The organism is Nitriliruptor sp., assembly GCF_040882075.1.
Taxonomy (GTDB): domain Bacteria; phylum Actinomycetota; class Nitriliruptoria; order Nitriliruptorales; family Nitriliruptoraceae; genus Nitriliruptor.
Window position 1 is genome coordinate 1 of record NZ_JBBEBZ010000181.1, and the last position, 13,355, is coordinate 13,355.

A 13,355-nucleotide genomic window follows, 5' to 3' on the forward strand; every position below is an offset into this window, starting at 1 on the left:
CGCGTCAGTTGCAGCGTGAGACCCAGCCGGGTGGGATCGTGCCCTTCCGCGGGTGTGGCTTGCAGTTGGGGTGCGCGTCGTCCCCGCCGCTGTCGTCGCCGCTGACGGTGATCGTCACCGTCTCGCTGGCGATGACCTTGCCGCGATCCTCCCAGTCGATCCGGAGGGTGTGCGTCCCGGCCTCCAGCGTTGCGTCGATGGCGAACTGGTCCGCCGACTCGCGCGTCCAGACGTCCTGGCTACCGACGAGGGCGCCGCCTGCGTAGACCAGGACGGTCTCGGTCGCTGCAGGCGACGAGGACGACGCCACGTCGCCGCCGGACGTGTGGGGGTTCCAGGTGTGGTCGTGGTCGTACTGGCGCTCCACCGTGCCGGTGACGGTGAACGTGCGGTCGGTCGTCGAACCGTCCTCCGGCGAGGTGACCGTCAGGACGCGGTCCGCGCGAGCGGGCTCCGGGGTCCAGTCCGTCCGCTCGCCGGGGATGATGCCGAGGTCGGGCTGGGGGCAGTCCCACGGGTCGCCGGTGGCGGACGCGTACCAGTGGTCGCGTGGCTGCTGGACGTGGAACGCGTTGCCGAACCCGGACGGGTCCTTGTCGCCCGCCTGGTCGTTGGCGAGCAGGATGTCGTCTTCGCCGATGGTCCCGTCGCCGGTGGTGTCGATGTACTCGCTCATCCGGGTGGCGAACACCTCGACGTCCAGCGTCGAGACGCACTTGGTCTGACCCGGAGGGTCGTCGGTGTAGGCCATGATGTCCCAGGTCGGGACGGTCTTGCTGGTGTGGTCCAGCGCATCACCCACGTGGCCGAGGGTGAGGCAGTGCCCGACCTCGTGGGCCACGAGGTCGAACAGGCCGAACGGGAGGTTGACGACCGGGTTGTCGTAGTCGACGTCCATGCCGGGGGTGGGGTCGATCGCCCCGTTGATGGCGAAGCAGACGTTGCCGCCGGCTCCGTCGCAGTCCTCCTCGTAGTAGGTGCCGGTGCTCTGGCCGTGGTGGTCGTCGAACCCGGGCAGCGCCTGCCACTGGGCGAGGTCGAACGGGTTCTGGACGCCGTGGCAGGGGCCCTCACCCGTGCCCTCGATGCCGAAGAACCCCAGCAGCAGGCTGGAGAAGTCCAGGGGGTCGATGCCGATACCGATGCCGCCGACGGGGTTGGTGGAGACGACGATGATCTCCGGGTCCCACAGGGGGTAGGTGGAGAAGTCCTCGGTGCCCTCCCCGGTGGTCAGATCGATGTGGTTGACGGCGATGCGGAACTCGACGGTGTCCGCCAGCCAGTCCATGCCCATCTCCCGGGCGAGGTAGTCGATCCCACCGGCCCACATCTCGACCGCCTGCGTCTGGATGCGTGCGTCACGTTCCGCGAACGGTGACACGGGGACCACGACCAGGACATCGATCTTGGGGCTGTCCAGCGCGTTGAGCCCGGTCCGCATGTGGTAGCAGTCGCTGACGTCCATGTCCGTGACACAGCCGGGGGGCAGGTTCCCGTCACCGAAGTACGGGCCGGACCACCGATCCGCGGGACTGGCCGCCGCCGTGGGAACCGCGACGAGCAGGGAGAGGACGAGGGTGAGGAGCAGCGTCAGTCGAGCGCGCATGGGGAGACCCTGGTTCTGGCCCGGTGACCCGATCCGCGGTCTGGCGGTGGGTCGCCCGGGCTGAGGTGTTGGGGGTCACTTCGCCGCGCGCGAGCGGCAATCCTCTCGGGCGTCGACCGTCGTGCGGCGGAGCGTCACAGTGCCCCGTCATGGTCAGACCCCCCCGATATGCGCAGCCGGATGCAGCCGGATGCCCCGGACCAGTACCTGTCGGCGGAGACCGTGTCGGTCCGCAGCGCCGCCGGGGACGGCGGGTGGGTCGTGCTGACCTGCCGCAACCCGGTCGGGAACGAGGCCGCGTTCTCGACGGCCGACCTCGACGCGCTGCGTGCGCTGGCCCGCCTCGCGCTCATCGCGGTGGACCGGTCCGAGTTCGAGGAGATGAAGTCAGCGTTCCTCTCGGCGGTGTCCCACGAGCTGCGCACCCCGTTGACGGTGGTCATGGGGGCGGCCGCGACGCTCCGCGTCCGTGCACCGCAGCTGACCGCGGAACAGCAGACCGACCTGCTCGTGCGGCTCGACCAGCAGGCCCGCAAGCTCGACCGTCTCCTGTCGGACCTGTTGGACCTCGACCGCCTCGCCCGCGGTCTGGTGGCCCCGCGACGGCGCACGGTGGATCTGCTCACCCTGGTCAAGCGCGTGGTCGAGACCCTCGACCACGAGGACCACGCGGTACGCATCCTCGGCCAGTCCCTGCCGGCGGACGTCGACCCGGTCCTCATCGAACGCGTCGTCGAGAACCTGGTGCGCAACGCCGTGAAGTACAGCCCCGTGGGGACGCGGATCACCATCGAGGTCGCGGCGCTCGACGACGCGGTCGCGATCGCCGTCGAGGACCAGGGAGCCGGGATCCCGACCCACGCGCGCGCGCAGGTGCTCGATCCCTTCGTTCGGCTCGATCACCACCACCCCCAACCTGGCACCGGGGTCGGGTTGGCCCTCGTCCAGCGCTTCGCGCAACTGCACGATGGGGACGTCTCGATCGAGGAGGGGTCCGACGGGGGTGCGCGGATCGTGGTCCGTCTCCCGCAGCCGGAGCGCGAGCGCCCGACGTTGACGGTCGTGGCGGCCGTCTGACCCGTCGGTCTCGAAGACGGTCGGCCGGCGTGGTCTCGCCGTCCCCGGTGGACGCCTCGTGCGCGCGTGCGGACGAACCTCGTGGCGGGGGAGGGACCGGGGGCGTGCACGGCGAACACCGTGACGTCCACCACGTCCGGCGCCCGCTGCACCGGTCGTGAGCCCCCGGTGACACGAGGTCGTCCACATGCGCAAGCTCCGCCGCACCGCCTGCGTCGCCTCCCTCGGTCTCCTCGCCGCAGTGACGCTGTCGCTGACGCCCGGTGCCGACCTCCTCGAGATCGAGCAGGCTCGCAGCCTGGTCGCCGGCGACGCTGGTGCCACCGGCGCAGGTGCCATCGATCCCGCGCAGCTCGTCGGCGAGGTCGTCGATGGCGCCGCGCCCGTCGCCTCGGGCGTCGGTGGCGCGATCGAGGACGCGTTCGCACCTCAGCTCGTCACCGTGACGACGCCCACCCGCGCCGACAAGGACCGACTCGTCGCGCTCGGACTCGACCTCACCGAGCACGCCGGGCACGACTACATCGAGGTGGTGCTCCACACCGTCGCGGACGCGGCTCTGCTGACCGCGAACGGGTTCGACTACGACGTCCGCATCCCGGACCTGATCGCACGCGGGGCCGAACGCCAGCAGCTCGATGCCACCTTCGCTGCCGCCAACCCGATCACGCAGCTGCCGTCGGGGCGCAACAGCTACCGCGTCCTCGACGACTTCGGTGCCGAGATCGACCAGCTGGTGGCGGCCAACCGAGACACGGCCAAGCGCATCTCGATCGGCGAGTCGGTCGAGGGTCGCGACCTGACCGGCATCGAGATCGGCCGTGAGGTGAACGCGCCCGAGGACGGCCGTCCCGTCTTCCTGATGTTCGGGGCCCACCACGCACGCGAGTGGCCGTCGGCCGAGCTGCCGATGGAGTTCGCGCACGACCTGCTCGGGAGCGACGGCACCGATGCACGGATCACCGACCTGCTCGACCGCTCCCGCGTCATCATCGTCCCGGTCTCCAACCCCGACGGGTTCGACGCGTCCCGGACCTCGGGCGAGCTCGTCGACCTCCGCGAGCTGGACCGCGGCGGGACCGTGTCGATCCTCGGCACCCCCGGCAACGCCTACAAGCGCAAGAACTGCCGCGTCGCCGATGGCTTCAGCCAGCCAGCCGGCGCGTGCATCGCGTTCCCCTCGCCGGGCGGGAACGGCATCGGCGTCGACCTCAACCGCAACTACGGCGCCCTCTGGGGCGGACCCGGCGCGGACGCCGAGCCCCACAGCGCGATCTACCGCGGGCCGGAACCGTTCTCCGAGCCGGAGACGCAAGCCATCCGCGAGCTGATCTCCAGCCGGCAGGTCACCACGCTGATCAGCAACCACACCTTCTCGAACCTGATCCTGCGTCCCGTCGGCGTCCAGCCGACCACCATCGCCCCCGACGGGTATCCGGTCGGGTACTCGCCCGACGAGCACGGACCGAAGGGCATGGCGGCGGTCGGGGACCACATGGCCGCTGCCAACGGGTACTCGAGCCAGTTCGGGTGGGAGCTGTACGACACCACCGGGACCACCGAGGACTACTCCTACAACGCCACCGGCGGGTACGGCTACACCTTCGAGATCGGCGCCCACGAGTTCCACCCGCCGTACGAGGAGGTCGTCGCCGAGTACACCGGCGACAACGACGCCGCCCACGGTGCAGCCCACGGTGGCGGTAACCGCGAGGCGTTCCTCCGCGCCTTCGAGAACGTGGTCGACGAGGACACCCACTCGGTCATCACCGGCACCGGCCCGGAGGGAGCCGATCTGACGGTGACCCGCGAGGGGACCTTCCCGCTCTGGGACGGCACGCAGGTGGCCGACACCGTCTCCACCTCGATGGCGGTCGGCGCCGGGGACCGGTTCGACTGGCACGTCAACCCCTCGACGCGCCCGTTCGTGCAGTCGCGGGCGGCCACGGTCCTGAGCGACCCGATCGAGTCCATCTCCGAGACCGGGGTCACCCCGCCCCTGCTGCAGGTGAGCGAGGTGCCGCTGACCCTGACCCAGCCTGCGGACCTGATCCGGGCTCAGGTCACCAACGCCGCACCCGTCCCGACGCCGGGGCTCAACACCCGTCAGTTCGGGCTGACGCTGCGCGACCCGTCGGGCGCGACGGTCGCGTCGGCGGCCGAGTTCGGGCCGAGCAACACGCTGGTGTGGACCGGACCCGATGACGCCGGCATCACCCCAGGTGACTACACGCTCGTCATCGCCAACTCGCTGGGGCTCGGCGCGTGGGAGCTCGAGGCCGGGTCCTACGACGTGGCCGGTGACTCGACCCCACGCCTGTACGAGGACTGGGTGCTGACCTGCGCCGTCGACGGTGAGGTCGTCGGGCAGCGCACCGTGTTCGTCGAGCGCGGTGAGCGGGTCGACGTCGGCGAGGTGTGCGGCCGGACCGTGACCGACCCGGGCGACGGCGACGGCTCGGACCGCCCCGGGAAGGGCAAGGGCGTCCCGGGCAAGCCCGACGGCACCCCGGGGAAGGGCCCGAAGCCTCGACTCTGACCCCGGCGGGCAGCCCCGGGCCTGGGGCGGATCCCGGGCCCGGGGTGTGCGCTCCTGCCGGTAGCACCCGTCACCGCCTCTGGCCTTTGTGCCACCATCCGCGACGCGCACGGGCGCACCAGCCCGTGGGAGGGGTCAGGGGTCGAGGGTGAGCGAGACCATCGCCGGGAACACGGGCTACCTCGGGTACACGGGGGGATGGGCACCGGTGTGTGCTCTGATCGAGCCGCTCGAACGTGACGAGCCGGACGCCATCCAGCGTCTGTTGCGCGAGGCCCACCGGTCGGGGCTCGTCACCAGCTTCGACTGGCCGACGTGGATGACCGGCCGGGGCCGCGAACTCAGCGGCCACCCCGAGCAGATCGCTGGCGCGACGCTCGAGGAGTGCCGCCGCCTCCTGGTCGCCCACGTCCGCCGTGACCGCTTCGTCACCGGGCACCTGCGGGCGATGATCGACGGCGGCGAGGTGCCGACCATCCTGCGGCGGGCAGCCGAACTCACCGGCAACGCCTGACCAGGCGCCCGAGCCTCGGTCAGTTCGCACCACCGGGGGCGTGTCCGACGTCCGGGTCGCGTCGGACGGACGATCCGCGCACGGTCAGCACGGTGGCGACCACACCGCCGATCGTCGCCGCTGTGATCCCGCCGAAGGCGAGCACACGGACGGTGGTGGACAGGGCGGACGCGCAGCCCGCTGCCGTCGCGCACGCCGCCACGAGGTCGACCCTGGCCACGAGGTAGGCCGCGCCCAGCAGCGCGATGCCACCACCGAAGCTGAGCGCCCACGCCGCCCAGACCGCCACACCTCGTCGTCCCACCGGCTGCCTCCGTCGGGTCTCGACCGTCGTGGTCAGGTCGGCGGCAGCAAGCCCGCCGTCAGGTCGCGGACGTAGCCCTCGTCGGGTCCCGCGGCGGTCACCGCGGCGCGGTTGTCGTACTCCACGCCGGGTCGGAGGGGCAGCAGCGGTTCGCCGTGGAGGGTGACCACGCCGCCTCCGGCCTCGGTGACCAGCAGCGCCCCGGCTGCCACGTCCCAGACCTTCGGGATGAGCGCGATCGAGGCGGCGGCGGTGCCGTCGGCGACCGTGGCGAGGTCCAGCGCGGTCGCGCCCATGATGCGGGGGTTGAGCCGCAGGCCCGCCGATCGGGTCCGACGCGCGGTGCCGGTGGTCAGCATCACGGGTACGTGACGGTTGCGACCATCGTGCCAATCGACGGCGTCACGGACGCGCATCGTCCGGCCGCCGCGGGTGGTGCCGCTGCCGCGCAGCGCGACGGTCCGGCGACGGAACGGGGGAGCGTCGACCACCGCGAGCTGCACCTCACCCTCGAGCGCCAGCGCGACCGAGACGCACCAGTAGGGCAGGCCCGCGGTGAAGTTCGAGGTCCCGTCGATCGGGTCGATGATCCAGCACCAGTCGGTGTCCGGGGCGACGGTCTCCTGCTCCTCCGAGACGATCCCGTGCGCGGGGAAGGCGGCGCGGATCGCCCGGGTGAGCGCGTGATCGGCCTCGTGGTCGGCATCGGTGACGGGGGTCCCGTCGTGCTTGGCGGTCGGCTCGGTGCGCCCGCTCTGGGCCAGCAACGACGGGCTGAGATCGTCGAGCACGCCGTCCATCACGACCAGCGCACGCGAGAGCGTGTCGACCCTGGGGTCGCGTGCGCTCAACGGGTCCTCCGACGCTGGTGGGGGCGGTGCTGCCGCCCGGGAGGATCGACGCTAGCTGCGCCCACCGGGCGCTGTCCGTGCGGACGGACGGACGGCGGTGTCGGGACCCGGGGTCGGTAACCTACGGTCGCGTAACTTGCTAGACAGTTCGGCGCGCCAGGTCGCCGCTACGTCCCCGCACGGGTGATCCCGTGCCGCACCCGCACGAGGCAGCATGTCGCTCACCGCCCCGCCCACCGTCCGCGACGAGACCCCGACGCTCCGTGGCATCAGCGTCGCACACCCTCGGGTCCTCAAGTGGCAGCGCTTCGCGATGGTGTTCATCACCGGCGTGCCGCTGCTCGGCTTGGCCGCCGCGATCTGGTACGGCTGGGGACGCGGCGTCAGCGCGGTCGACATCGGGTTGCTGCTCGGCTTCTACTTCGCCACGGGGCTCGGCATCACCGTCGGCTTCCACCGCATGCTGACCCACCAGAGCTTCAAGGCACCGACGGCGGTCCGCGTCACCCTGGCGGTGCTCGGCTCGCTCGCGGTCCAGGGCGCGGCGATCGACTGGGTCGCCACCCACCGCCGGCACCACGCCTACACCGACGTCCCTGGCGACCCCCACTCCCCGCACGTCGACTCCGGTGACGGCCTCGGCGGCATCCTGCGTGGGCTGTGGTACGCGCACGTCGGGTGGATGTTCGCCCCCGACCAGACCGTCGCCGAGGTCTGGGCACCGGACCTGCTCAAGGACCGGCACATCGCTCGGGTCTCCCGCCTGTTCCCGTGGCTGGTCCTGGCGACCTTCCTGGCACCAGCGCTGCTCGGCGGCCTGATCACGATGTCGTGGGCCGGCGCCCTGTCCGGTCTGCTCTGGGGCGGTCTGGTCCGGGTCCTGCTCCTGCACCACGTCACCTGGTCGATCAACTCCATCTGCCACGTCTTCGGCACCAAGCCGTTCAACGCCCACGACGAGAGCCGCAACAACCCGATCATGGCGCTGCTCGCCTTCGGCGAGGGGTGGCACAACGCCCACCACGCCTTCCCGGCTTCGGCCCGTCACGGGCTGCGCTGGTGGGAGTTCGACATCTCCTGGGTGGTGATCCGGGGTCTGTCCGCGGTCAACCTCGCGCGGGACATCAAGCTGCCGACCCCGGCCCAGATGCAGCGCCGTCGGGCATCGCGCGCCTCGGCCCTCTGAGCGGGTCCTCCCCGTCCGGGGTCCCGCCAGCCCCTAACGTGGGGGCCCTCACGAGGTCGTCCACCGCGAGGAGTCCGGTCGTGCCCAAGCGCGTGCGCATGACCGCCCAGGAGCGTCGCGAACAGCTGCTCGGCGTCGCTCGATCGGTGTTCGCCGAGCGTGGCTACCAGGCCACGTCGGTCGAGGAGATCGCCGAACGCGCCGGGGTCAGCAAGCCGGTCATCTACCAGCACTTCGGCGGCAAGGAGGGCATCTACGCGGTCGTCGTCGACCGCGAGGTGCGCCAGCTGACCGACTCCATCAAACGCTGCTTCGACGCGGTCCACCCGCGCCTGGTCGCTGTCGGTGCGGCCGACGCGTTCCTCACCTACATCGAGGAGCACGAGGAGGGGTTCCGGGTCCTGGTCCGCGACGCGCCGACGCCCATCACCCAGGGATCGTTCGCGACGGTGATCGCCGACGTGGCCGCGCGCTGTGAGGAACTGCTCGTCGCCGAGTTCGGCGATCGGGGCTTCGACGCGGCCACGGCCCCGATGTACGCCCGGATGTTGGTCGGTGCGGTCGCGCTCGTGGGGGAGTGGTGGCTCGACGAGCGCGAGCCCGCGCGCGAGGTCGTCGCCGCGCACCTGGTGAACCTGATGTGGAACGGTCTGGCGCACCTGCAGCCGGTGGATGCCAGGGCGGTGAAGAAGGCCCGCAAGAAGCGTGAGACGCTCGCACCGGACGCGGGGGCGACCTCGTGAGCGTCCTGCGGATCGCGGCCGTCCAGCACGAACCCCGGTGGCAGGACCGGGACGGCACCCTCGCGGACCTGACCCCCACCGTCGCCGTCGCGGCCTCCACCGGCGCGCAGCTGGTCGTGCTGCCCGAGCTGTTCGCGACCGGGTTCTCGATGGCGACCGACCGCATCGCCGAGCCCGAGGACGGTCCGACCTCGACCTGGCTCCGCGACCAGGCATCGCAGCACCAGGTGTGGCTGGCCGGATCCGTCCCCGAGGTGCGGCCCGGCGACGACCGGCCCGGCAACGTGTGCTGCCTGGTCGCGCCCGACGGTGCGATCCACCGCTACGCGAAGCGGCACCCCTTCGGGATGGCCTCCGAACCGGATCACTACCGGTCGGGCGACGAGCACGTCACCGTCGATGTCGACGGGGTCCGCGTCACGCCGACGGTCTGTTACGACCTGCGCTTCCCCGAGCAGTACCGCGTCACCGTGGACGACACCGACGCCTACCTGGTGGTCGCGTCCTGGCCGGCCGCTCGACGCCACCACTGGTCGAGCCTGCTGGTCGCCCGGGCGATCGAGAGCCAGGCGTACGTCGTGGGCGTCAACCGCGTCGGCCCCGACGGCAACGGCACGGACCACGCCGGCGGCAGCGTCGTGGTCGACCCGCTCGGCCAGGAACTGGTCCGGGCCGGCGGCGCACCCACGATCCTGACCGCGGACCTCGACACCGACGTGGTCGCCACGACCCGGCGTGATCTGCCGTTCCTGCCCGATCGCCGCGCCGACGAGCTGCCGAGCGCCTGACCCGCCCTACCCGTCGACGCGGGCCTCGGGGAACGCCGGCGGGTCGACGAGCGGATCGCGTCGGGCACCGCGCAGGTGCTGGTCGAGCCAGGCCGCCGTCCACGCGGCGGTGAGCTCGTGGGTCCGAGTTCCCGGTGTCGACCCGGCGAGACCGAGACGGTTCGCCAGCGGCGACAGGAACGGCAGCAGGGTCACGTCGCGGTGGGTGGTCCCGTCCACGGCGACCAGGCCGGTCGCGCCGGTCGACGAGGCGCGCAGGCGACGGAGGCGGGAGTCGTTGTCGTTGTCGACCCACTCCTCGCTGCGCAGGGCCAGGAACGGCACGTCGATGCCGGCTCCGATGATCGCGTCCGGTACCGGCTCGACCCACGGATCGAAGCCGACGATCGCGCCGCATCGGTCGTCATCAGCACACAGACGGACGGCGGCACCACCCCCCGTCGAGTGCCCCACGATGCCGACCGTCTCGAGGTCGAGCCGGCCGGCCAGCATCGGCACCGCGCCGGCCTCGAGTTCATCGAGGAGGAACGCGACGTCGTCGGCGAAGGTGGCCACCAGCCGTTCCGCGGCCGCGTCGTACACCTCGGGGTCGACGTCGGACGGCAGAGCGTCGGGGTCGATCGCGACCACCTCGCCCTCGGGGAACGCGGTGGCGACCGCCCCGTAGGTGTGGTCGAGCGCTGCCACGACGTAGCCCTCGGAGGCGAGTGATTCGGCGAGGTCGGCCTGGATGGTCCGGAAGCCTCCCCACCCGTGGGAGTAGACGACGACGGGGAGCGGCCCGGGCTCCGGCGTCGCGTCCACGTCGCTGGTGGCGTGGACGCGGACCAGCCCGACGTGGTCGAGCACGAAGCTCGGGAGCCCCAGCCAGCTGGCGGCGGGCCGTCCGAGGGCGGCGCCGGCGGGGACCCACGGGCCGGGGTCGACCGGTGCGTCCGGGTCGGCCGGGTACCACACCTGCAGCACCAGTTCTCGGGGATCGGTGGGTGCCGGCCCGTACCCGGTGGGCCGATCCTCGTCGGTGAGGACCACCACCTTGGTCCCGACGGCGTGCGGCCCGTTCGGTGCGGGGAACTCCGGCACGGGCAGCACCCACCCGACCACGCCGCCGCCGGCGGCCAGCAGCGCGAGCAGCGCCCAGCCGGCTCTCCCGGTGGGCGTGGCCGGTGGTCGGACCCCGTCGGCCACGCCGGCGAGCACCGCCACGGCGGCAGCGAGGTAGAGCGGCGTGAGCTGCCACCGGGCGCCCTCGATGAGGAGGTGGACCCCGACGGCCAGGGCGATCACGACGACCACGGTCCAGGCGAGCCACGGACGCGTGACCAGGCGGGTGGCCGGTCGCACGACGCCGACGAGCGTCGCAGCGAGCAGCACGAACTCGGCCAGTCGCACAGCACCTCGTCGTCCGACCGCGGCGGGAGGGGCGGACGGGACGGGCACGCTAGTCGATGCCCATCGGCGTCCGAAGCCCGTGGGGGACCCGCGTAGTCTCCCCCCGCACCGACCGGACGGCCCGGCCGGGCGAGGAGGGCCACCGTGGACGTCGCGCTCGTGACCGGTGACGCGCCCGGGTTCGCCGCGACGGTCGACGCGCCGCTCGAGGCCGCGCTCCGGGAGCGCGGCGTCACCGTCCACGCCCCGAGGTGGGACGATCCGACCGTCGACTGGTCGAGCTTCGCGGTGGCGGTCGTGCGCACCGTCTGGGACTACCCCGGTCGCCGCGACGAGTTCATCGACTGGGCGGCGAGCACCGGCGCGGCCACGTCGCTGTGGAACCCCGCCGACGTCCTGCGCTGGAACACCCACAAGTCGTACCTGATCGAGCTCGAGGAGCGCGGTGCGCCGGTGGTCCCGACCGCGTGGTTGGCGCAGGGTGACCGCGCGTCGCTGGCCGAACTGGTCGCCTCACGCGGTTGGCGGCGGGTGGTGATCAAGCCCGCGGTGGCGGCCGGCTCCGACGGGCTGCTGCGCACCGACGGAGACCACGCGCCGGTCGGTCCGGCCCAGGCGCACCTCGATGAACTGCTCTCCGACGGCGACGTGATGGTCCAGCCCTACCTCCCGTCGGTCGAGACGGCCGGCGAGGTGTCGGTCGTGCTCGTCGACGGGGCGGTCACCCACGTCGTGCGCAAGCAGCCCCCGCCGGGCGAGTTCCGCATCCAGGAGATCTTCGGCGGCCGCTACCAGCGGGTCGACCTCGACGGTGACGGTGCGGCCCCCGCGGCGCTCGGCAGCTGGGTGTACGAGGCGGTCGGTCACGACCTGCTCTACGCGCGCGTCGACCTGCTGCTCGACGAGAACGGTGCGTGGCAGGTCGCCGAGGTCGAGCTCACCGAACCGGACCTCTACCTCGGGGTCGCGCCGGAGGTCGGTGACACGCTCGCCCGGGCGGTGCTCGCCCGAGCGTGACCGCGGTCGACCTGCGACCATCCGTCGTGACACCCGCGAGCGAACCTCCAGCACGGGGCCGCTCGACGCGGTCGCGATCGAGGTAGGGCGGAGCAGGACGTGGACAGCAAGCGCGTAGCGGTGACCGGCTCGACCGGCCTGATCGGCGAGGCGCTCGTCGCGTCGCTCGAGGCCGACGGGCACCGGGTCCACCGCGTGACCCGCTCGGCTTCGTCGGCAGGACCGGACGACGTCGTCTGGGATCCGCTCGGTGGCCGGGTCGACACCGCACCGCTCGAGGGCGTCGACGCGGTGGTGCACCTCGCCGGCGAGCCCATCGGCGCCAAGCGGTGGAGCGACGAGGTGAAGCGCGCCATCCACGAGTCCCGCTCGACCGGGACCCGGACCCTCGCCGAGGCGTTGGCCTCGCTGCAGCGTCCCCCGGGTGTGCTCGTCTCCGGATCGGCGGTCGGCTACTACGGCGATCGCGGTGACGAGGTGCTCACGGAAGCCTCGACACCCGGTGACGACTTCCTCGCACGCGTCACCATCGACTGGGAGACGGCCGCCACACCCGCCGCCGCAGCGGGGATCCGGGTCGTGCACCCACGTACCGGGGTGGTGATGGCCAAGGACGGTCCGCTGATCGAGAAGGTCGAGCTGCCGTTCAAGCTCGGCGTCGGCGGCAAGGTCGGCAGCGGCGAGCAGTACGTGGCCTGGATCGCCCTCGAGGACGAGGTCCGCGCCCTGCGCTTCCTCATCGACGGCGACCTCGAAGGACCGGTCAACCTCACCGGGCCCGAGCCCGTCACCAACGCCGAACTCACCCGGGCGCTCGGCGCGGTGATGCACCGACCGACCGTGGTGCCGATCCCGACGTTCGCGATCAAGGCGCTCTACGGCGAGATGGGGGCGAGCCTGGCCACCGTCAGCCAACGCGCCATCCCGGCCGTGCTGCAGGAGGCGGGTTTCGAGTTCCGCCACCCCCGGATCCGATCCGCTCTCGAGGTCGCGCTCAACGGTTGACGGGCGGTCCCTCGAGCAGCTCGGCCGCCAACCGGCGGAGCGTCGGCACATCGGTCCGCACCGGTTCGGGTGGGGGTCGAGCGACGTCCCGGTGGTCGACGAGCCAGAGCGCACCGTCCTCCGTGGCGTGGGTGGTCACCTCGCGGTCGGGCGTGGCGCTGGCCCACACCGGCCCGCGGGTGAGGTGACAGCTGGCGACGGAGGCCGCCGCGACGGCCGCCGGACCACCGGGGTGCGGCATCCCGGCGTCCGGGGAGCCATCGACGTCTGCCGCGTCCGCCGCGTCCGCCGCGTCCGCCGCGTCCGCCGCGTCCGCCGCGTCCGCCGCGTCCG

General features: G+C 72.3%; 13 protein-coding genes. 8 read left to right on the forward strand and 5 right to left on the reverse strand.

The features are described from left to right. Window positions 1-4: 4 nt before the first annotated feature. On the reverse strand, window positions 5-1,606 hold the full coding sequence (locus WEB03_RS12305; protein ID WP_368071244.1) for a hypothetical protein: 1,602 nt from the start codon (window positions 1,604-1,606) through the stop codon (window positions 5-7). A 180-nt stretch (window positions 1,607-1,786) separates the two neighbouring features. On the opposite strand from WEB03_RS12305, the gene WEB03_RS12310 reads away from it, so the two are divergent. The 3 genes from WEB03_RS12310 to WEB03_RS12320 all read left to right on the forward strand — a co-directional run bounded on the left by WEB03_RS12310 (window position 1,787) and on the right by WEB03_RS12320 (window position 5,736). Beyond that, the gene (locus WEB03_RS12310; protein ID WP_368071245.1) at window positions 1,787-2,683 is read left to right on the forward strand and encodes a sensor histidine kinase; all 897 of its coding nucleotides are present in this window, start codon (window positions 1,787-1,789) and stop codon (window positions 2,681-2,683) included. 187 nt (window positions 2,684-2,870) lie between these two features. Continuing rightward, entirely contained in the window at window positions 2,871-5,222 is a 2,352-nt protein-coding gene (locus tag WEB03_RS12315; protein WP_368071246.1) for a M14 family metallopeptidase, read from the forward strand. Window positions 5,223-5,370: 148 nt separating this feature from the next. Beyond that, window positions 5,371-5,736, forward strand: a complete 366-nt coding sequence (locus tag WEB03_RS12320) for a DUF6508 domain-containing protein (protein WP_368071247.1) — start codon at window positions 5,371-5,373, stop codon at window positions 5,734-5,736. Between the two features lie 19 nt (window positions 5,737-5,755). On the opposite strand, the gene WEB03_RS12325 is transcribed toward WEB03_RS12320, so the two are convergent. Both WEB03_RS12325 and WEB03_RS12330 read right to left on the reverse strand, forming a co-directional pair. Beyond that, on the reverse strand, window positions 5,756-6,040 hold the full coding sequence (locus tag WEB03_RS12325; protein ID WP_368071248.1) for a hypothetical protein: 285 nt from the start codon (window positions 6,038-6,040) through the stop codon (window positions 5,756-5,758). Window positions 6,041-6,072: 32 nt separating this feature from the next. Next, on the reverse strand, window positions 6,073-6,891 hold the full coding sequence (locus WEB03_RS12330; RefSeq protein WP_368071249.1) for an inositol monophosphatase: 819 nt from the start codon (window positions 6,889-6,891) through the stop codon (window positions 6,073-6,075). A gap of 214 nt (window positions 6,892-7,105) precedes the next feature. Here WEB03_RS12330 and WEB03_RS12335 point away from each other — a divergent pair, with 214 nt between their 5' ends. The 3 genes from WEB03_RS12335 to WEB03_RS12345 all read left to right on the forward strand — a co-directional run bounded on the left by WEB03_RS12335 (window position 7,106) and on the right by WEB03_RS12345 (window position 9,608). After that, window positions 7,106-8,077: an acyl-CoA desaturase gene (locus tag WEB03_RS12335; protein ID WP_368071250.1), complete on the forward strand. Its 972-nt coding sequence runs from the start codon at window positions 7,106-7,108 to the stop codon at window positions 8,075-8,077. 98 nt (window positions 8,078-8,175) lie between these two features. Then, entirely contained in the window at window positions 8,176-8,820 is a 645-nt protein-coding gene (locus WEB03_RS12340) for a TetR family transcriptional regulator (protein ID WP_368071256.1), read from the forward strand. Continuing rightward, window positions 8,817-9,608, forward strand: a complete 792-nt coding sequence (locus WEB03_RS12345) for a nitrilase-related carbon-nitrogen hydrolase (RefSeq protein WP_368071251.1) — start codon at window positions 8,817-8,819, stop codon at window positions 9,606-9,608. Before WEB03_RS12340 ends, WEB03_RS12345 begins: the two co-directional genes overlap by 4 nt. 6 nt (window positions 9,609-9,614) lie before the next feature. On the opposite strand, the gene WEB03_RS12350 is transcribed toward WEB03_RS12345, so the two are convergent. Further along, entirely contained in the window at window positions 9,615-11,000 is a 1,386-nt protein-coding gene (locus tag WEB03_RS12350; protein WP_368071252.1) for an alpha/beta hydrolase family protein, read from the reverse strand. Window positions 11,001-11,144: 144 nt separating this feature from the next. On the opposite strand from WEB03_RS12350, the gene WEB03_RS12355 reads away from it, so the two are divergent. Then, window positions 11,145-12,017: a RimK family alpha-L-glutamate ligase gene (locus WEB03_RS12355; protein ID WP_368071253.1), complete on the forward strand. Its 873-nt coding sequence runs from the start codon at window positions 11,145-11,147 to the stop codon at window positions 12,015-12,017. A gap of 99 nt (window positions 12,018-12,116) precedes the next feature. After that, complete coding sequence (locus tag WEB03_RS12360; RefSeq protein ID WP_368071254.1) at window positions 12,117-13,022, forward strand: TIGR01777 family oxidoreductase; 906 nt, start codon at window positions 12,117-12,119, stop codon at window positions 13,020-13,022. Here WEB03_RS12360 and WEB03_RS12365 read toward each other — a convergent pair. Then, window positions 13,012-13,355: hypothetical protein (locus WEB03_RS12365; RefSeq protein WP_368071255.1), on the reverse strand; the 344-nt coding region annotated here is incomplete at its 5' end. The genes WEB03_RS12360 and WEB03_RS12365 overlap by 11 nt on opposite strands.